17 protein-coding genes are annotated in these 18,465 nt (G+C 73.0%); 8 read left to right on the plus strand and 9 right to left on the minus strand.

Annotation, left to right across the window (positions count from 1 at the left end):
• Positions 1-97: 97 nt before the first annotated feature.
• The 7 genes from ACQEVU_RS28570 to ACQEVU_RS28600 all read right to left on the minus strand — a co-directional run bounded on the left by ACQEVU_RS28570 (position 98) and on the right by ACQEVU_RS28600 (position 7,943).
• The gene (locus ACQEVU_RS28570; RefSeq protein WP_433328815.1) at positions 98-1,252 is read right to left on the minus strand and encodes an ABC transporter substrate-binding protein; all 1,155 of its coding nucleotides are present in this window, start codon (positions 1,250-1,252) and stop codon (positions 98-100) included.
• 416 nt (positions 1,253-1,668) lie between these two features.
• A complete protein-coding gene (locus ACQEVU_RS28575; protein ID WP_433328817.1) occupies positions 1,669-2,544 on the minus strand; it encodes a MaoC/PaaZ C-terminal domain-containing protein in 876 nt (291 codons plus the stop codon).
• Between the two features lie 76 nt (positions 2,545-2,620).
• On the minus strand, positions 2,621-3,532 hold the full coding sequence (locus ACQEVU_RS28580; RefSeq protein WP_433328819.1) for a hydroxymethylglutaryl-CoA lyase: 912 nt from the start codon (positions 3,530-3,532) through the stop codon (positions 2,621-2,623).
• Positions 3,529-4,611 (minus strand): acyl-CoA dehydrogenase family protein, encoded by a 1,083-nt coding sequence (locus ACQEVU_RS28585; RefSeq protein WP_433328821.1) that lies wholly within the window; start codon positions 4,609-4,611, stop codon positions 3,529-3,531. Before ACQEVU_RS28585 ends, ACQEVU_RS28580 begins: the two co-directional genes overlap by 4 nt.
• 72 nt (positions 4,612-4,683) lie before the next feature.
• A complete protein-coding gene (locus tag ACQEVU_RS28590) occupies positions 4,684-5,289 on the minus strand; it encodes a TetR/AcrR family transcriptional regulator (RefSeq protein ID WP_433328823.1) in 606 nt (201 codons plus the stop codon).
• A 75-nt stretch (positions 5,290-5,364) separates the two neighbouring features.
• Positions 5,365-6,558 carry an acetyl-CoA acetyltransferase gene (locus ACQEVU_RS28595; RefSeq protein ID WP_433328825.1) on the minus strand — a complete coding sequence of 398 codons (1,194 nt, stop codon included), beginning with the start codon at positions 6,556-6,558 and terminating at the stop codon, positions 5,365-5,367.
• Complete coding sequence (locus tag ACQEVU_RS28600; RefSeq protein WP_433328827.1) at positions 6,558-7,943, minus strand: hypothetical protein; 1,386 nt, start codon at positions 7,941-7,943, stop codon at positions 6,558-6,560. The genes ACQEVU_RS28595 and ACQEVU_RS28600 overlap by 1 nt, the downstream gene beginning before the upstream one ends.
• Positions 7,944-8,097: 154 nt before the next feature.
• On the opposite strand from ACQEVU_RS28600, the gene ACQEVU_RS28605 reads away from it, so the two are divergent.
• From ACQEVU_RS28605 to ACQEVU_RS28615, 3 genes are read left to right on the plus strand one after another with little or no spacing between them, the layout of a single operon-like run.
• Positions 8,098-9,303, plus strand: coding sequence for an acyl-CoA dehydrogenase family protein (locus tag ACQEVU_RS28605; protein ID WP_433328829.1), 1,206 nt, complete (start codon positions 8,098-8,100; stop codon positions 9,301-9,303).
• On the plus strand, positions 9,300-10,331 hold the full coding sequence (locus ACQEVU_RS28610) for a TIGR03617 family F420-dependent LLM class oxidoreductase (protein ID WP_433328831.1): 1,032 nt from the start codon (positions 9,300-9,302) through the stop codon (positions 10,329-10,331). Before ACQEVU_RS28605 ends, ACQEVU_RS28610 begins: the two co-directional genes overlap by 4 nt.
• Before the next feature lie 22 nt (positions 10,332-10,353).
• Complete coding sequence (locus ACQEVU_RS28615) at positions 10,354-10,821, plus strand: nuclear transport factor 2 family protein (protein ID WP_433328833.1); 468 nt, start codon at positions 10,354-10,356, stop codon at positions 10,819-10,821.
• A gap of 12 nt (positions 10,822-10,833) precedes the next feature.
• Here the strand turns inward: ACQEVU_RS28615 and ACQEVU_RS28620 are convergent, their stop codons facing one another.
• Positions 10,834-11,589: an SDR family NAD(P)-dependent oxidoreductase gene (locus tag ACQEVU_RS28620; RefSeq protein ID WP_433328835.1), complete on the minus strand. Its 756-nt coding sequence runs from the start codon at positions 11,587-11,589 to the stop codon at positions 10,834-10,836.
• A gap of 243 nt (positions 11,590-11,832) precedes the next feature.
• Here ACQEVU_RS28620 and ACQEVU_RS28625 point away from each other — a divergent pair, with 243 nt between their 5' ends.
• Entirely contained in the window at positions 11,833-12,414 is a 582-nt protein-coding gene (locus ACQEVU_RS28625; protein ID WP_433328837.1) for a PaaI family thioesterase, read from the plus strand.
• Between the two features lie 69 nt (positions 12,415-12,483).
• Here the strand turns inward: ACQEVU_RS28625 and ACQEVU_RS28630 are convergent, their stop codons facing one another.
• Positions 12,484-14,022, minus strand: coding sequence for a penicillin-binding transpeptidase domain-containing protein (locus ACQEVU_RS28630; protein WP_433328839.1), 1,539 nt, complete (start codon positions 14,020-14,022; stop codon positions 12,484-12,486).
• Between the two features lie 128 nt (positions 14,023-14,150).
• Here ACQEVU_RS28630 and ACQEVU_RS28635 point away from each other — a divergent pair, with 128 nt between their 5' ends.
• The 4 genes from ACQEVU_RS28635 (at position 14,151) to ACQEVU_RS28650 (ending at position 18,462) form a co-directional block, all read left to right on the plus strand.
• Complete coding sequence (locus ACQEVU_RS28635; protein WP_433328841.1) at positions 14,151-15,113, plus strand: ATP-binding protein; 963 nt, start codon at positions 14,151-14,153, stop codon at positions 15,111-15,113.
• A gap of 23 nt (positions 15,114-15,136) precedes the next feature.
• Positions 15,137-15,529, plus strand: coding sequence for an SCO5389 family protein (locus tag ACQEVU_RS28640; protein WP_433328843.1), 393 nt, complete (start codon positions 15,137-15,139; stop codon positions 15,527-15,529).
• 70 nt (positions 15,530-15,599) lie between these two features.
• Positions 15,600-16,544, plus strand: a complete 945-nt coding sequence (locus tag ACQEVU_RS28645; protein ID WP_433328844.1) for a metal ABC transporter substrate-binding protein — start codon at positions 15,600-15,602, stop codon at positions 16,542-16,544.
• Positions 16,537-18,462, plus strand: a complete 1,926-nt coding sequence (locus ACQEVU_RS28650) for a metalloregulator ArsR/SmtB family transcription factor (protein ID WP_433328846.1) — start codon at positions 16,537-16,539, stop codon at positions 18,460-18,462. Before ACQEVU_RS28645 ends, ACQEVU_RS28650 begins: the two co-directional genes overlap by 8 nt.
• Positions 18,463-18,465: the final 3 nt, after the last annotated feature.

Below are 18,465 nucleotides of genomic sequence, written 5' to 3' on the forward strand. Positions count from 1 at the left end.
GGGTGGACATCCGCGATCAGGGTGGGCGGCCGCCGCCGCATCGTCGTGGGGCGGGCCCGGCCGGAGGTGGCCGGACCCACCGTCACGTGACCTGCCGTCAGCCCTGCTTCCAGCTGACGATGGTTCCGTCCTTGCTCCACTGCAGGTAGGTGGCCTTCGACTTCATCCGCGCCTGGCCGCCCTCATAGGTCACCGGCCCGTACACGGTGTCGAGCTGCGTGATCCCGGCGAGCGCCTTCGACACCGCCTGCGGGTCGCCGCTGCCGGCCTTCTTGAGGGCCTCGGCGACGAGCCACATCGCGGTGTAGCCCTGCGCGCCGTACATGTCCGGGAGCTTCCCGTACTCCTGCTGGTAGAGCTTGACGAACCGCTGCGCGACCGGGTTGTCGGTCAGCTCGGCGTGGAACGGCGCGAAGAAGATCGTGTTGCGCAGGCCGCCGGCCGAGGTCTTGTACAGCTCCGTGCTGTCGACGCCGTAGGTGGCCAGGATCGGCTTCTCGTAACCGCGCTCCCGCAGCGCCCGCGCCGTCAGCGCCGACGGCGTGCCGAGCAGGGAGCTGACCACCGCGTCCGGGTTCAACGACTGGATCTCGGTGGCCGCCTGCGTGAAGTTGGTGTCGGCGGACTGGGTGTTGATCCGCTTCACCACGTTGACGCCGTTGCGCTTGAGGGCCGCCTCCCAGACGGTGGCGTCCTTGACCATGCCGTCGTTGTCCGCGGTGACCACGAGCACCGCGGTCTTGATCCCGGCCGCCGGGACGACATCGTCGATGAACTGGTCGTACAGCCCGCCGGCCTCCGAGGGGATGATCACGGGCCGGAAGACGTACGGCGGCTCGGCGAGCCCGGGCAGGATCGCCGACGTCACGATGCCGGGCACCTTGGACTGCTTGATCACCGGAGCGAGCGCGCCGGCCTCCGACGACAGCCCGCAGCACAGCACGGCGCTCGCACCGTCGGCGACGTACTGCTTGTACTGCGCGATCGCCTGCGCCGGGTCGCTCTTGATGTCCCCGGACTTGAGCTCGATCTTGGCGTCCCCGCCCAGGAACTTGGAGTCGTTGATCTCCTTGACCGCGAGCTTCGCGCCGTCGACGATCGGCACGCCGGCGAAGGCGGCCGGACCCGAGGTCAGCGCGGGGAAGCCGATCAGGTAGTTCGAACCCTGGCCAGCGCTCTTATCACTGCTGCAGGCGGCTGCCATGACTGCGGTCAGCATCGCGACACCGGCGACGAGGATGCGACGACGCACCCCTCCTCGACGATTGGTGAACATAGCTTTCCCTTCTTCCCACAGTGGATGAGGCGGCAGGTCATACGAGATGTCGCGCTCGCGCCGCGATCGTCTGTGCGGCTGTGTCTTCATGCGGCGAACATGTCCGGCTCGCCGTCGGGCCCTCGATGGGGGATCAGTTCGGGGTGTAAAGCAAGCGATTGATTAAGCGAGTATGACGCGGGTCACCTGGCTCGTCAACGGCGGTGCGGGTCGTTCTCGCAGAGCCGCGCCGAAGCCCGCGAACCGTTCAGCGGCGGGTCGCCGACCTCCTACCGGCTACCGGCCACCGCGGCCGGTGCCGGGCCGCAGGACGGCGACGCCGCGGTCGAGCACCGGTTCACCCGCGCCGAAGTCCGCAGGGCCGCTCAGGCGGCTCGTCGACCCCCTACCGGCTACCGGCCACCGCCGCCGGAGCCGGGCCGCAGGACGGCGACGCCGCGGTCGAGCACCGGCTCACCCGCGCCGTTCGTGGTCTGGAACAGCACTTCCGAGTCGTCCTGCGTTCGCCAGGCGCGAATCACCAGGTCGTCGCCGGGCAGAACCGGGCGGGTGAACCGGCCACGGATGGACGCCAGCCGGGCCGCATCGCCGCCGGCGAGCTCGTTGAGCAGAATCCTGGTGGTGTAGCCGTACGTGCAGAGCCCGTGCAGGATCGGACGGGGAAACCCGCCGCGCGCCGCGAACGCCGGGTCGGAGTGCAGCGGGTTGCGGTCACCGGTCAGGCGGTACAGCAGCGCCTGCTCGGGCCGGGTCGGCGCGCTCACCTCCACGTCGGGCGCCCGGCCGGGCAGCTCCCACGACGGGCTGCTGCCGCGCGCACCGCCGAAGCCGCCGGCACCGCCGAGGAACGCACCGGTGCGGCACCGCGCCAGCAGCCGGCCGGTTTCGGCCTCGACCAGCGTCGTCTCGGTCCACACGATCGCGTCCCGGCCCTTGTCCCAGATGTCGGTGACCGTGACCGTCGCCTGCGCCTGCCCCGCCGCCGGCAGCGGGCCGGTCAGGAACATCTCCTGCTCCGCGTGGACCGCCCGGGTCGGGTCGTACTCCCCGACGTCCGGAATGCCCGGCCCGAACCCGAGCACCACGGCGAAGCTCGGGACGACCTGTTGCGGCACTCCCCCGGAGTTCTCCGTCGTGAACGCGAGCTCGGCCAGCGGGTCCTGCTGGCCGGCCCCGACGGCGAGGGCGTAGAGCAGCGAGTCGCGCTCGGTCCAGCCGACGGTCCAGGGTCCGATGGTCGTCCCGACGCGTGCGGGATCCACAGGCATGACTGACCTCCTTGAGGGCGCGGCGGGGCCGCGCGTGGTAACTGCTCCTCGGCGGGCGCCGGGCCGGCGGCGCGGCTCAGCCCGCGAGACGGGTGCGCGGACCGGCCTTCAGCAGCCCGGACGGCAGCTCGTGGCCGACGATCCGCTGGGCGAACTCGGCGACCTCGAGCAGGCGGTCGAGGTCGACGCCGGTCTCGACGCCGAACTCCTGCAGGAGGTAGACGGCCTCCTCCGTTGCGATGTTGCCGCTGGCTCCCGGCGCGTAGGGGCAGCCGCCCAGCCCGCCGACGCTGGCGTCGAACCGGTCCACGCCGAGCGCCAGCGCCGCCGCGAGGTTGGCCATCCCCGTGCCCCGCGTGTTGTGGAAGTGCAGGGCGAGCACGGCGTCCGGACAGGCATCCCGAAACCGGCCGACCAGGCGGCCCACCCGGGGCGGCGAGCCCATCCCCGTGGTGTCACCGAAGCAGATGCTGTCGGCGCCGAGCGCCACGGCGCGCCTGGCCAGGCCGACCACCTGCTCCTCGGGTACCTCTCCCTCGTACGGGCAGCCGAACGCGGTGGCCACGATCACCTGGCACCGCACGCCCTGCGCGTGCGCCGCCGCGATCACCTCGGCGATCGCGTCCAGGGACTCCTCCGGGGTGCGGTTGATGTTGCGCAGGTTGTGGGTGCGTGAGGCGGAGACGACGACCTCGATGTCGGCGAACCCCGCCTCGAGCGCCCGGCGGGCGCCGACGAGGTTCGGCACGAGCGCCGAGTAGGCGATGGACGGATCCCGGGCGATCCCCGCCCAGACGTCGGCCGCGTCGGCCATCTGCGGGATCGCGCGAGGGTGGACGTACGAGACCGCCTCGATCTCGCCGACACCGGTCTGCGCCAGTGCGTCGATCAGCGCGATCTTCTCGCTGGTGGGGACGGGCGGCTCGTTCTGCAGCCCGTCACGCGGACCCACCTCGCGCAGCACCACGCGCGCCGGGATGTCACTCATGCCAGCCCCCTCGCGGCGGCGACGTTGCGCCGGTGGGAGGCCGGCGTCCCGTAGAGGGCGCGGCAGGCCATGACCCGGCGGAAGTGGTGGGTCAGCTCGTGCTCCCAGGTGAAGCCGATGCCGCCGTGGACCTGGATCGCCTCGCGAAGGACGTGGGTCGAGCCGTCGCCCACCACGGACTTCGCCGCGGCGGCGGCACTCTGCCAGCCCGGCAGCCGGGCGTCGGCCATCCGCAGCGCCTCCCGCAGTGCGCTGCGCGAGAGCTCCAGTTCGGCGTACATCTCGACGAGCTTGTGCTTGACGACCTGGAAGCTGCCGATCGGGCGGCCGAACTGCTCGCGGGTGCCGGCGTACGCGCGGGCCAGCTCGAAGGCCCGCTCCGCGGCACCGACCGCGTCGGCGGCGACCAGCAGCGCGCCGAGGCTCCAGGCCTCCGCGACGGCGGAGCCGACCTGCGGCCCGCGCGCGAGCACCCGCGCCGGGGCCCCGGCCAGCTCAAGCATCGCCAGGCCCCGGCCCGGGTCCACGGCGTCCTGGGGGCGCACCGCCACGCCTGCGGCCGTGCGCTCCACCACGACCAGCGCCGTCTCGTCACCCGCGCGGGCCGGCAGGAGGAACTCGGCCGCGTGCGTCCCGCTGTCGACGAAGGTGCGGCGCCCGCGGACCGTCCCGTCCTCGTACCGCACCGTGGTCTCAAGGCTCTCCCCGCGCCCGTCCTCCGTGAGGGCGGGCACGACGACGCGTCCCTGCGCGATCGCGGAGCGCAGGCCGCCGTCGTCGTCGGGGTCGACGGCGGCCAGGAGGTGCACGGCCACGCCGGCCGTGGCCGCCAACGGGCCGGACCAGCCCTGGCGACCGGCTTCGCGCAGCGCGCTGCCGAGCTCCATCAGGCCCGCACCCTGCCCGCCCAGGTGCTCCGGCACCAGCAGGCCGGCCACGCCGATCTCCTCGACGAGGCCGGGCCACAGGCCGGGCAGATCCGCGCCCTGGGTCCGGTTGCTCTCCACCGGCGCCCGCTGCCGCAGGTACCGGGCGATCACCGGATCGAACTCGGCACCCAGCACGAACCGATCAGACACGCCGCCTCCTCGAATAGAGCAAGTGCTTGCTTAGTAGAGGAGACAGAGCGCGACCGGGCCGGAGGCCCGTGCTCAGCGGCTGTTGCGGATCCCGTCGAGCAGGATCGAGCTCTGCACCTCGATGACGTCGTCCACGCTGACCTTGCCGCGCGGGTCGAACCAGCGGATCACCGCCTGAATGGCGCCCATGAGTGTCCGATAGACCATGCGGACGTCCAGGTCGGACCGGAACACATTGGCCGCGATCCCGCGCTCGAGGGTCGACAGCCAGATCTTCTCGACGTCGCGCTGGCGCCGGCCGATGCTCTCGATCGGACGGATGTTGTGCCAGTCGTTCTGCAGGATCGTGACCTCCGCCCGGTACTGCACGAGGCCGTGCAGCGCCAGCGAGATCAGCTCGCGCAGCGCCTCGACCGGGTCCTCCAGCTCGTCGGCGGCACGCTGGTAGCCCCTCACCGTGACGTCGAGGTAGCCCGCAAGGACCTCCTCGACCATCGCTTCCTTCGAGTCGAAGTAGTAGTAGAGGCTGCCGGAGAGCATGTCGGCCTCGTCCGCGATGTCGCGGACGGTGGCGTTGGAGAATCCCTTCTCGGCAAACACCTTCGCCGCCGCGCGGACAATGACCTCCTTGCGCGCCAGCCCCGTCGGCGAACCGGTCGATCGCCGTCTCGTGCTCACATGCTTTCCACTTTCTGGCATGGTCCAACATGATTTCATATCAAGTGCTTGCTGGAGTGACGACGGGCCCCAGGCTCACGTCGCCGGGGGGCGCGACGAGACGATCGTGACGGCGGACACCAGGTCGCCGGGGCTGCCGCCCTGGTTCTGCACCAGACCGAAGCCCGGAGTGGGCACCTGACGTTCACCGGCCTCGCCGCGGAACTGCAGCCACATCTCGAACAGCATCCGAAGGCCACTGGCCCCGATGGGGTGCCCGAAGCTCTTGAGCCCGCCGTCGATGTTGACCGGCAGCGCCCCGTCGCGGTCGTAGCGCCCCTCGAGCACGTCGCGCCAGGCCTCGCCGGGAGCGGAGAAGCCGAGCTCCTCCATCAGCACCATCTCGGTCGGCGTGAAGCAGTCGTGCACCTCGGCCAGGGAGATCTCGCTGGCCGGGTCGGTGATCCCCGCCTGCGCGTACGCCACCCGGGCCGAGGCCCGCGACTCCGCCAGGTCGGAGTAGTCGTAGTCGCTGTCGTTGCGGCCGGTGCCGGCGCCCGCGTCCAGCGCCAGGGCGTGCACGTACAGCGGACGGTCGGTGTACTGCAGGGCGTCCTCGGCCCGCACGATCACCGCGGCCGCGCCGCCGTCGGCGACCCCGGAGCAGTCGAAGACGCTGAGGTTGCCGGCCAGCGCGGAGGCCGCCGCGATCGTCTCCTTGGACACGGCCTTGCGGAACTGCGCTCGCGGGTTCAAGGCGCCGTTGGCGTGGTTCTTCCAGGCGATGTGGGTCATCGCCTCCTTGATCTGCTGCGGGCTCACGCCGTACCGGCGGGCGTACGCGGGCACGATCATCGAGTACATGGCGGGCGCGCTCAGCACCGGCGGCGTGCCGTCGTTGGGCACGCTCGGCATCTCCAGGCCCGAGTAGCCGGCGTCCTTGAGCTTCTCCCCGCCCACCGCCATCACCACGTCGTACGCCCCGGAGGAGACGGCGTAGCAGGCGTTGCGGAAGGCCTCCGAGCCGGTGGCGCACATGTTCTCCACCCGGGTGACCGGCTTGTGCGCCAGGCCGAGCGGTCGCGTCAGGGTCAGGCCGGAGACCCCGGAGATCATGGAGCCGAGCCAGAACGCGTCGACCTGCTCCAGCCGCAGGCCCGGCACGCTGTCGACGGCGCCGTGGGTCGCCTCGACCAGAAGGTCGTCCACCGAGCGGTCCCAGTGCTCGCCGAACGTCGTACAGGCCATGCCGACGATGGCGACGGGGTTCTTCAGCGGGTGCGCGCCCATCAGCGGTCCTCCTCCCGGTGCGGTCGCACCTTCCAGATGTAGTTGCGTACGCCGTTCGCCGCGACGCTGGCGACCCGGAACGTGGGCACGACCCGGTCGCCGATGCTCGGCTGGTGCCCGACGGCATCGGCCATCTCGAACTCGAAGCGGCCCCCGCCTTCGAAGTCGACGGCCACGACCTTGGCCGGCAGCTGCACCGACTCCGAGAGCCAGTCGTCGGTGAAGGTGGCCACCCGCGCCGGGACGTCGACCATCGGCTCGGGATCGAACGCGTCCCGGGCGTTGCACCGCAGGCAGACCCGCCGCGGCGGGAGGTTGCGGTACCCGCACTCGCGGCACCGGCCGGCAACGAAGCCGAACTTCCACCCCGTCGTACGCCGAGACGCCGGCGGCACGGGCGGCTTGACGTCGGGACGCCGGGCGGGCTCCCGCGGCAGCAGGCCCCGCCACGTCAGGAAGTCGGCGTAGGACACCTCCGCGGTCGACCCGGTGAGCGCCTCCAGGCCGCGGCCGCCCGGGCGGTGCCGCTCGGTCATGCGGAACAGGAAGGCGTCGGCGCCGTCGGTGACGCTGACGGCCAGCACGAGGTCGCCGGGGCGCGCCTGCTCGAAGGCCGCGACCAGCCCGAGGCCGAGGTCCGCGGCGCCGGCGTACCCCAGCTCGCCCACCGCGCCGCGGCCGGTCGCCTCGGCGGGGAAGGCGCGCAGCACCGTCGCGCGGGCGCGGGCGTGCGGCGTGCTGACGACGACGTGGGCGAGGTCCTGGCGCTTGACGTCGCAGCGACCGAGGACGTCGTCGACCGCGCGCTGCGCGAGCGGGACATACTCCTCGACGCCGAAGCGCTCCTCCCAGGTCCGGGTCCGCACCGCACCGGGCTCGCGCCACCGGTCCAGGAACTCGCGCGTCAGCGACGCCATGCCGACCAGCTCGGCGACCGGTTCGCCACCGACGACGAACGCGGCCGCGGCGTCGGCGCCATCGGCCTCGTCGGCCGAGCCGGGCAGGGCGTATCGCAGGTCCGCGGCGACCACCAGCGCGCTGCCCTCGGCGAGCCCGGCGCGCAGGGCACCCGCGCCGCCGCGCAACGCGGCCCCGACGTCGTACGCCGCGCACTGCTCGTCCAGGCCCGCCGCCGCGGCGACCGTGACGGCATTGGACTTCTCCTGGTACACCGGTCGCGAGGTGGCGAACCACAGCGAGCCCGAGACCTGACGCTGCCCGAGGGCGTGACGCGCGGCCGCGACGGCGAGCGTGGTGCTGTCCTCGTCGTACGAGGCGACCGGCCGGGCGCCGCGGCCCCGGCCGGCCCCCAGCGTCGCGGCGATCGCCGCCCGGCCCAGGCGGCCGATCGGGATGTAGACGGCGTAGGAATCAATGCCGACCACGCGGCCCCTCCGTTCTGCCCGCGGCAGCCGCGAGTTATTTCAATCAAGCACTTGCTTTGCTAGTCTAGGGCGCCCCGGGCCGGAGCTGCAACCGTCTGCCAGCGGCCGAAAAAGTGCGTGAAGAGACTTCGGGTGGCACGCGTGAGGGAGGGTCATGGCCGAGCAGAGAGCGGCTCCCAGCATCGAGGAGTTCCGCGCCGAGGCGATCGACGTGCTGAGCGCTTTCGCGCGCCGCAGGACCGGGGAAGGCGCGCGGTGGGAGGTCGGCGAGGACCGGGTCTCGGTCGTCGCCGAGCGCTCCGAGGGCGAAGCGGAGGAGTTGGCGGCGCTGCGCCGATACCGGGCTCACCTCGTCGAGCACGGCCTGGGCTGGGTCGACGGCCCCACCGAGTTCGGTGGGCGTGGGCTGCCGCCCGAGTACGCCGCGGCGCTGCGCGAGCTCGAGTCGCAGTTCGAGCTCCCCGACGACGCCTACGTCCGGTTCAGCGTCTCCACGCTCACCCCCACGCTGCTCGTGCACGGCACCCCCGAGCACCAGCGGGCGTGGCTCGCCCGGCTGCGCTCGGCCGAGATGATCGCCTGCCAGCTCTACTCGGAGCCCGGCGCCGGCTCCGACCTGGCCGGCCTGTCCACCCGGGCGGTGCGTGACGGCGGCGGCTGGCGCCTCACCGGGCAGAAGGTCTGGAGCTCCGGGGCGCACTACAGCGACGTCGGGCTGTGCATCGCCCGCACGTCGCCGGACAAGCCCAAGCACGCGGGCCTCACCACCTTCCTGGTCGACCTCGACAGCCCCGGCATCGAGATCCGGCCCATCCGCCAGCTCACGGGCGGCGCATCGTTCGACGAGGTGTTCCTGACCGACGTCTTCGTACCCGACGAGCGGCGGATCGGCGGTGTCGACGAGGGCTGGCCGGTCGTCGTGACCTCGCTGCTCAACGAGCGGTCCGCCATCGGCACCGAGGTCGGCGTGGACGAGGCCCTCGTGCAGCGGCTGATCGACCTCGCCCGCCACGCCGGCGATCCGGCCGACGAGCGGACCCGCGACGCCGTCGCCCAGGTGGTCGTACGCGCCTGGGCGGCGCGGCTGACGACGGCGAGGTTCCTCGAAGGAGGCGGACCCCCCGGCCCGGAGCTGGCCCTGAGCAAGCTGCTCGCCACCGACCTGCTGCGCACGATGAGCGACGTGGCCGCAGACCTGCTCGGCGCCGCGCACGTCGCCGACACCGGCGAGTGGGGCACCTACGCATGGTCGGAGCTGACCCTGGGCCTTCCGGGCCTGCGGGTCGGCGGCGGCACCGACGAGATCCTCAAGAACGCCATCGGCGAACGGGTTCTCCACCTACCGAAGGACGCACGATGAAGATCGACATGGGAATGATCGGGGCCTCGGCCGCCGCGTGCGGACCGGTGGCCGCCGAGGCGGAGGCCCAGGGCTTCGACGGCGTGTGGGCCAGCGAGAGCGTCACCGACGCCTTCCTGCAGTCCCAGGCGGCCCTGCTGACGACCCGCGAGGTGACCGTCGGCACCGCGATCGCGGTCGCCTTCGCCCGCAATCCCATGTCCACGGCGTACCTCGCGTGGGACCTGGCCGCCATGTCGGAGGGCCGGTTCATCCTCGGGCTCGGCAGCCAGATCCAGGCGCACATCGAGCGCCGGTTCTCGATGCCGTGGAGCGCCCCGGTGGCCCGCATGCGCGACTTCCTGCAGGCGCTCGACGCGATCTTCACCGCCTGGCGGGACGGCTCCCGGCTCGACTACCGGGGACCGCACTACGAGCACACGCTGATGACGCCGGTCTTCACGCCGCACCACCACGAGTACCGCATCCCGAAGATGATCGCCGCGGTCGGGGGGAAGATGACCGAGCTCGGCGGCGAGCTGTGCGACGGCCTGCTGCTGCACGGCATGACCACCATCGCGTACCTCGACGGGGTGACCCTGCCCGCCCTGGACAAGGGCCTGTCGGCGGCCGGCCGGTCCCGCACGGACGTGGAGCTCTACGCGCCGCTGTTCATGGTCATGGGGGACACCGAGGAAGAGATCGCCGAGTACACCGGCAAGACCCGCGAGCAGATCGCGTTCTACGCCTCCACCCCCGCCTACCGGGCCGTGCTCGACAGCGTCGGGTACGGCGATCTGCAGGGCGAGCTGCAGACGATGTCGCGCGCGGGCCGCTGGGCCGAGATGGGCGACCTCGTCGACGACACGCTGCTGGGGCACATCGCCCTCGTCGGCACCCCGGAAGACATGCCCCGGCTGTGCCGCGAGCGGTTCGCCGGACGCCTCGACCGCGTCTCGTCGTACTACGGCTGGCCGAGCGGCGACCCCGACCGCATCCGCGGCATCCTCGCCGGCTTCGCCGAGCCGCCCGCACCACCCCAGTCCTGAGCAACGACCCGATGGAGGAGCCATGACCGACGCCGTACTCGCGGAGCTGCGCGACCGCGCGCGGATCGCGGACACCCTGCACGCCTACAGCCGCGGGGTGGACCGCGTCGACATCGACCTGCTGCTGGACCTGTTCACCGAGGACGCCGCCTTCGACTACGGGCACGGCAACGTCACCCGTGGCCGGGCCGCCCTCGCCGACCTGTTCCGGGCGGCGACCGGCCGCTACACCGCGACCAACCACCACTGCTCCACGATCAGCTACCTCGAGCTCGGGCCGGGTCGCGCGCAGACGATCACCTACGTCTACGCGTTCCACCAGAACACCAACTCGGATCTGCAGTTCCACGTGTGGGGCAACTACGAGGACTCCCTCGTGGACGAGGGAGACCGCTGGCGCATCCGTGAGCGGCGCGTGCGAGTCGCCGGCGTGAAGTCGGTCGGCGCCGAGGAGGTTCCGGAGCGGTTCGAGCGGTACGCCCGCGGCTGAGGCGCTTCGCGATCAGGCTTGGCGCTGCAGCCCGCCGTCGACCGCGATGGTCTGGCCGGTGAGGTAGGACGCCCCCGCCGAGCAGAGGAACGTGACCAGCGCCGCCGCCTCCCCCGGCTCGCCGAACCGGCGCGCCGGGACATAGGCGGCGGCGTACTGCTCGCGGGAGTCCGGGGTCGGGAAGTGCCGACGCAGCTGCTCGCTGTCGATGCGCCCCGGCGCCACGCAGTTGACGGTCACGCCGGCCGCGGCCACCTCGCGCGAGTACGCCTTGGACCACAGCCGGCAGGCGGCGATCGCGGCCTGCGCGGCGGAGACGACGGTGGGTTCGAGCAGACCGACAAGGTTCACCACGCGCCCACGGCCGCTGGCCTCGAGGGCGGGCCGTAGCTGCTCGGCGAGGCGGCGCTTGACGTGGAAGTTCAGCTCGAAGGAGCGGTGCCAGCCCGCCTCGTCGAGCTCGGCGCCGGGCGGGTCGGCCTGACCGGCATTGTTCACCAGGATCCCGATACTGCCCAGCTCGGACCGCGCGGCGTCCGCGATGTGGCGCGCGGCGTCCGGTGCGGCAAGGTCGCTCGACAGCACCACCGGAGGAGCCCCGCCCGCGGCCACGATGCGTTCGGCGGTCTCCTCGAGCGGGCCCGTGCGGCGCGCTACGAGCAGCAGCCGGGCGCCGTGGCGGGCGAGGTCCTCGGCGACCGCCCGCCCGATCCCCGCACCGGCGCCCGTGACGACCGCGCCGACGGCCGCCAGACCTGGATCGATCATCGATGCCTCACCCCTTCCGGGCGCGCAGCGGCCCGGAAGACCGCCCGCCGATCACTGGACCCTAGGGCGCGGGCCGGACCGCGGTCAAGCAAACGCTTGATAGACTTCCGGCATGACTTCGAGGAGGCGTCGTGACCGTGAACGCTAGAGCCTCGTTGGCGCAGCACGACGCTGTCGTCAGCCGGCTCCGGGACTTCCTGGACGCCCTCGCCGGGGCCGCCGGCATGACTTCGAGGAGGCGTCGTGACCGTGAACGCTAGGGCCTCGTTGGCGCAGCACGACGCTGTCGTCAGCCGGCTCCGGGACTTCCTGGACGCCCTCGCCGGCGCCGCACCCGACGAGCGGTCCAGCGAGCGCCTGCAGCACGACCTCGCCCGGTGGACCGAGGACCTGCGCCAGGACGCGGTCGAGGAGAGCCGCCGCCACTACGGCCGCTCCCCCGCGCTCGCGGCGGCGGGCCAGGCGACCACGCCGTGGTACGTGGTCGACGAGGCGGCGCCGCCGGAGCGGCTGGCCGGCCGGGCGTCCTTCAGCAACTTCTTCCTCGGCGGCCGCGGTGCCGCCCACGGGGGCACGATCCCGCTGCTCTTCGACGAGCTGTTCGGCTGGCTGGCCAACGCCGAGGGCATGCCGCCGTCGCGCACGGCGTACCTCACGACGAACTACCGCTCGGTCGTGCGCATCGACCGGCCGCTGACCTTCACCGCCTGGACCGACCGGGTTGAGGGCCGCAAGCGCTTCCTGCGCGCCGAGCTGCGCGACGAGGACACACTGTGCGCCGAGGGCGACGCGCTCTTCGTCACGCTGCGCACGGGACAGCCCTGACGGTCCGCTCCATACCGGCCGACGGCGATCCAGCGCGGTGTACCTCGTTCGTCGATACCTGGCCGGTCGTCAGGGCGCGATGGCGACCTCGCGCGGCGGGGCGGTGAAGTCGCGGGACGGCAGTGGGGCCAGGCCGTCGCGTTCGACACCGGCGACCGTGCCGACGGCGGCAGCCGGCACGCCGGCGGCGATCTGGACCTCGCCGCTGTTCGTTCCCGGCGCCGGCGCGATCATGCCCGCCGTGGCCAGCTGCGGCGCGGCGACCACCACCGAGAAGGTTCGGCGGGTGCTGCCGGACTGGCCGGACACCGGGCGCCCCACGGCGTCGCGCACCGTCGCGGCCGGGACGGCACCGGCGCCGCAGCGGTCGCCGAACGCCGAGAGGTCGCCGAGCGGGCAGCGGCCGGCGTCGATCGCGGCACGGGCCAGCTCGGGGCGCAGGACCGGCTCGCAGTGCGGGGCGATGCCGGGCGCCGGGCGGCCGGCGGCGTCGGTGACCCCGGCGACGGGGAGCGGGTCGCAGCGGGTGCCGTCGGCGGCCAGGGTGGCGTAGGCGTTGGCGAGGTCCAGGGCGGTGGTCGACGAGACGCCGAGGGTGAACGCGCCCCACTGCGCGCTGACCTGGGGCTCGCTGAGGTGCTGGTCCGCCTGGCTGCGGAAGGCGATGCCCAGCCGCCCGGCCATGGCGACCGCCTTGTCGGCGCCGATGCGCTCCTGCAGCGCCACGAAGTACGTCACCACCGCGTGGCCGAACGCGTCCCACATGGTGCGGCGGCCCGACAGGTACGCCGGGTCGCCGGTGTTGGCGGGACACCAATGGCCGCCGTGGCAGGCGGCCGGGCTCTGTGGGTCGATGACGTACTTCGACTCGTACACCCGCTGCGTGTCGATCGCGTGGTCCAGCGTCAGACCGGACTCCAGCGCCGCGGCCAGCGTGAACATCATGAAGGGGGCGCCGGCCTCGTCGCCGGGCGTATCGGCGTCGCCGGCGACGAGCGGGTCCACCAGGTCGGGGCCGGCCGGCCGCCGCACCGGCTGGTCCGGGCCGGCCGAGCTCGGCGACGGCGGCCGGCGGAAGTTGCGGTTCACGGCCATCGCCCGGACCAGGCCGGTGCCGGGCTCGATCGTGGCCAGCGAGAACACCTTCGGGTCGCTGACCGGCACGGCCTGGTCGACCCGCTGCTTCGCCCCGGCCTGCAGCCGCGCGTCGAGGGAGCCGGTGATGCGGTACCCGCCGTGGCGCAGCCGATCGAGGCGCTGGGCCGGGCCGGTGCCGAAGGCGTCCTGCGCCTGCCACCACGTGACGACGTAGTCGCAGTAGTAGCCCCAGTCGTTGACCGGCACCCGCAGGCAGGTGTCGCGGGGATCGTCGGTGCCGAACCGCGCGATGAGCGTCGTGCCGTCGGTCGCATACAGCTCCGAGGGCCTCGGCCCGGGTGACGCCGATGCGCCGGGCTCGGCCGCGTCCCCGGAGGAGCGCCAGAGCACGATGCCCACGACGGCGGCGACCACCACGACGACCGCCGCCGCCAGTGCCGCACGCCGGCCGCCCGGCCCGGATCCGTGCCTCGACTCGATGATCGATTCGGTCGTTGACTCGCCTGCCATCTCCGCCCCCGCGTCCGTGAAGCCCGATGATATCGAAGGTTGTCCGTCGTGGCTGACCGTCGTCGCGCGCGGTGGCGACCCCGGCGGGTCCGCTTGACTCTGGAAATGAAAACCGATACCAACAAGGCGTGAAAGCTGCCTTCGTGGGCAAGGGCGGTAGCGGCAAGACCACCCTGTCCGCCCTCTTCTGCCGATACCTCGCGACCCGGGACGCCGACCGGGTCCTGGCCTTCGACGCCGACATCAACCAGCACCTGGCGGTCGCGCTGGGCGCCGACCCCGGGGAGAGCGAGCGCCGGCCCGCGCTCGGCGACCACCTGGAGGAGATCAAGGAGTACCTCCGCGGGGACAACCCGCGCATCGCGTCGGCCGCGGCGATGCTCAAGACGACGCCGCCCGGCCCGGGCTCGCGGCTCGTGCGCGTGGGCGAGGCCAACCCGCTCTGGGACCGGCTCGTCACCACCGCCGGCGGGGTGCGGCTGGCGGTGACCGGGCCGTTCGCCGCCGACGACCTCGGGGTGGCCTGTTACCACTCCAAGGTCGGCGCGGTCGAGCTGCTGCTCAACCACATGCCGGGCGGCCCCGGGGAGTACGCCGTGGTCGACATGACCGCCGGTGCCGACTCGTTCGCGTCAGGGCTGTTCACCCGGTTCGACCTGACCTTCCTGGTGTGCGAGCCGACGGTGCGCAGCGTCGCCGTCTACCGGCAGTACATCGATTACGCCCTCGACTACGGCGTGCGCCTCGCCGTCGTGGGCAACAAGGTCGAGGACGCCGAGGACGTGGCCTTCCTGCGCGAGCAGGTGGGCGCGGACCTGCTGTGCTGGTTCGGCCGCTCCGCGTTCGTCCGGGCCGCCGAGCGCGGCCGCTTCCTGCCGATCGACGAGCTGGAGCCGGCCAACGCGCGGGCCCTGGCCGAGCTGCGCACCGCGCTCGACGGCTGCGAGCCGGACTGGGCGCGGTACGCCGAGCAGGCCGCCGAGTTCCACACCCGCAACGCCCTCGCCTGGGGCAACGCCCGGGCCGGGGCCGACCTGACCACCCAGATCGAGCCCGGATACACCATGGCGCCGGCGACCGCCGCGCGCTGAGCACCGCACCCGAGGAGGAACGCATGTCCCTGAACGTCCCCACCGCCCTGCTGCAACGGGCCGAGACCGGCGAGGTCGACGACGCCGAGTTCGTCGCCTGCATCCGGGATTCGCTGCCGTACGCCTGGGAAGTCATCAGCGCCGTGGCGGCCGGCCTGCACGCGGGCGGCGGCGACTTCGCCGACCACAGCGTGCCCCCGCCGAGCGAGGCCGAGCGCGGCCAGCTGCTGCGGGCCCTGGCCAGCGACGCCATCCGCGGCGGCCTCGAGCGGCACTTCGGCGTGACGCTCGCCTTCCAGAACTGCCACCGCGTCGCCGCCTTCGCCCCGTCCGCCGTCGGCGGCCGGCGGCACCGGGCGTTCGTCTCCGCGCGCGGGCAACTGCTCAACCAATCGCCGCAGCTGCGCGACTGCTGAGCCCGGGAGGCATGCGTACATCGCGATGCGATGGCTCGTATTGAAAATGAAAACGAGTACCGTCTAGCCCATGCCTCGATTCCGGCGCCTCATCACGACGCTCGCCCTCACCGCCGCCCTCGCAGCGGGCCTCGCCGCATGCGGCGACGCCGCATCGACACCCGCCGCGGGGGCGGGCGGCCGGCTCGCGGTCGTGGCGACCACGACCCAGGTCGCCGACTTCGCCCGCAACATCGGCGGCGACCACGTCACCGTCACCCAGATCCTCAAGCCCAACATCGATCCGCACGACTACGAGCCGACCCCGGCCGACATCACCGCGATCGGCGCGGCCAAGGTCGTGGTGAAGAGCGGCGTCGGGCTGGAGAAGTGGCTCGACGAGACCATCGCCTCGGCCGGCTTCAAGGGCGCCACCGTCGACGCCAGCACCGGCGTGCCGATCCGGCAGGGCAACGGCGAGGAGGACCAGGCCGCCGGCGACCCGCACATCTGGCACAACCCCCGCAACGCCAAGGTCATGGCGCAGAACATCGAGCAGGCGTTCGCGGCCGCCGACCCCCCCGATGCCGCGGTGTACGAGCGGAACCTCGCCGCCTACTCCGCGAAGCTGGACCAGCTCGACGCCGACATCCAGGCGAAGATCGGCAAGCTGCCGGCCGGCGACCGCAAGCTGGTCACCAACCACGATGCGTTCGGGTACTACATCGACCGCTACCGGCTGGAGTTCGTCGGCTCGATCATCCCGAGCTTCGACACGTCGGCCGAGCTGTCCGCGCACGACGTCGACGACATCGTCGCCAAGATCAAGCAGACGGGCACGAAGGCGGTCTTCTCGGAGAGCTCGCTGCCGCCGAAGACCGCGGAGGCGATCGCCCGCCAGGCCGGCGTGAAGGTCGTCGCCGGCGAGGACGCGCTCTACGGCGACACCCTCGGCCCCGAGGGCTCGGCCGGCGACACGTACCTGAAGATGGAGGAGCACAACACCGACGTCATCGTGCAGGCCCTCGGTGGCTGAGCCGGCCGGTCCCGCGGTGGACGCCCTGCGCATCGAGAACGCGGCCGTCGCCTACGACGCCGGGCCGGTGCTCACCGGCGTCACCGGCCGCGTCGGCGCCGGCGAGGTGGTCGCGCTCATCGGCCCCAACGGCGCCGGGAAGTCCACGCTCATCAAGGCGGTCCTCGGGCTCGTCCCGGTCGTCGGCGGCACGGTCACCGTGCTCGGGCGCCCGCCCGCCGCGGCCCGGCGCGACGTCGCGTACGTGCCGCAGGCCGACACCCTCGACGCGCAGTTCCCGGTCTCCGTCGCCCAGGTCGTGCTCATGGGCCGCTACCGGCGGGTCGGCTGGCTGCGCCGGCCGGGCCGGGCGGACCGGCGCATCGCCGCCGAGGCGCTCGAGCAGGTCGGGCTGGGTGACCGGGCCCGGGCCACGTTCGGCGCGCTCTCGGGCGGGCAGCGCCAGCGGGTGCTGCTCGCCCGGGCGATCGCCCAGCGGCCCCGGCTGCTGCTGCTCGACGAGCCGTTCAACGGCGTCGACCTGGTCAGCCAGGACGCGCTGCTGCGGGTGCTGGCCGAGCGCAAGCAGGAGGGCACCGCCGTGCTCATCTCCACCCACGACCTGACCCTCGCCCGGCACGTGGCCGACCACGCCTGCCTGCTCAACCGGCAGATGTTCGGCTTCGGCCCGACGGGCTCGACGCTGACCCCGGACCGGCTGCGCGCCACGTACGGCCACCAGGCCCTCGCGTTCCACCGCGCCCTGCTCGAGGCCGTTCTCGTCGGTACCGTCTGCGGCCTCATCGGCGTGCAGGTCGTGCTGCGGCGGCAGGCGTTCTTCACCATGGCGATGACCCACGCGACCTTCCCCGGGGTCGTCATCGCCGCCGTCACCGGCTTCAGCCTGTACCTGGGCGGCGCCGCCGCGGGAGTGCTCGCCGCACTGGCGGTCACCGCACTCGCCCGCCGGCGCGGCCACGACGCGAGCACCGCCACCGCGGTCGCCCTCGCCGCCGGGTTCGCGCTGGGGGTCGCCCTGGTGTCGGCGCAGAACGGCTTCACCAAGGACCTCACGGCGTACCTCACCGGCTCCATCCTCACCGTCGACGGCCGGGACCTGGCGGTCGCGGGCGCCGTGACCGCGGCCGTCGGGCTCGTGCTCGCCGCCCTGCACAAGGAGCTGCTGTTCACGGCGTTCGACCCGGCCGGCGCGCGGGCGGCCGGCTACCGCACCGGCGCGATCGACCTGCTCGTGCTGGTCCTCATCGAGGCCGTCGTCGCCACGGCCGCGCCCGCGGTCGGCACCATCCTGACCCTGGCGCTCGTCGTGGCCCCGGCCGGCGCCGCCCGGCTGTGGACCGGCCGGATCGCCCCGATGAGCGCGTTCGCCGTGCTCGTCGCGGTCGGCAGCGCGATCGGCGGCCTGCTGCTGTCCCGCACCCTGGACGTCGCCGCCGGCGGCGCGATCAGCCTGCTCGCCGCGGCCGGCTTCGCGGTGTCCGCGATCGCCGCACCGCGCCGGGGCCTGATCGCCCACCTGCGCCGCCGGTCCGCCCGGGCATCCGTACATTGCCCGACCGGAACTCGTTGCCGGAAACCAAAGCGAGTAACGTCGGCGTCGGACCCCGGCCGTCGAGGAGCGCCGATGCCGTACGCGGATCGCCACGAACGAATCAGCGCCCTGTTCCGCGCCCTCGCGGCGCCGCTGCGGCTGGCCATCGTCGAGCTGCTCATCGCCCACCACCAGCTGCACGTCCACGAGATCGTCGAGGCGACCGGCGCGCCGCAGACGCTCACGTCGCAGCACCTGCGGGTGCTGCGGGCGGCGCAGCTGGTGGACCGGATCCAGGACGGCCGCAGCGTCATCTACCGGCTCGTCGACCCGGAGATCGCCGCGCTGCTGGCCACGGCCGCCCGCTGCTTCGGCGACCTGCCCTGACCC

This window comes from Dactylosporangium sp. CA-139066 (assembly GCF_050936175.1).
GTDB lineage: Bacteria > Actinomycetota > Actinomycetes > Mycobacteriales > Micromonosporaceae > Dactylosporangium.

Bases quoted from the DNA above. Each gene is read 5' to 3' on its own strand.
- ACQEVU_RS28575 (WP_433328817.1), bottom strand. From the start codon at position 2,544: ATGCCTGTGGATCCCGCACGCGTCGGGACGACCATCGGACCCTGGACC.
- ACQEVU_RS28580 (WP_433328819.1), bottom strand. From the start codon at position 3,532: ATGAGTGACATCCCGGCGCGCGTGGTGCTGCGCGAGGTGGGTCCGCGT.
- ACQEVU_RS28595 (WP_433328825.1), bottom strand. From the start codon at position 6,558: ATGGGCGCGCACCCGCTGAAGAACCCCGTCGCCATCGTCGGCATGGCC.
- ACQEVU_RS28605 (WP_433328829.1), top strand. From the start codon at position 8,098: ATGGCCGAGCAGAGAGCGGCTCCCAGCATCGAGGAGTTCCGCGCCGAG.
- ACQEVU_RS28610 (WP_433328831.1), top strand. From the start codon at position 9,300: ATGAAGATCGACATGGGAATGATCGGGGCCTCGGCCGCCGCGTGCGGA.
- ACQEVU_RS28615 (WP_433328833.1), top strand. From the start codon at position 10,354: ATGACCGACGCCGTACTCGCGGAGCTGCGCGACCGCGCGCGGATCGCG.
- ACQEVU_RS28620 (WP_433328835.1), bottom strand. From the start codon at position 11,589: ATGATCGATCCAGGTCTGGCGGCCGTCGGCGCGGTCGTCACGGGCGCC.
- ACQEVU_RS28630 (WP_433328839.1), bottom strand. From the start codon at position 14,022: ATGGCAGGCGAGTCAACGACCGAATCGATCATCGAGTCGAGGCACGGA.
- ACQEVU_RS28640 (WP_433328843.1), top strand. From the start codon at position 15,137: ATGTCCCTGAACGTCCCCACCGCCCTGCTGCAACGGGCCGAGACCGGC.
- ACQEVU_RS28645 (WP_433328844.1), top strand. From the start codon at position 15,600: ATGCCTCGATTCCGGCGCCTCATCACGACGCTCGCCCTCACCGCCGCC.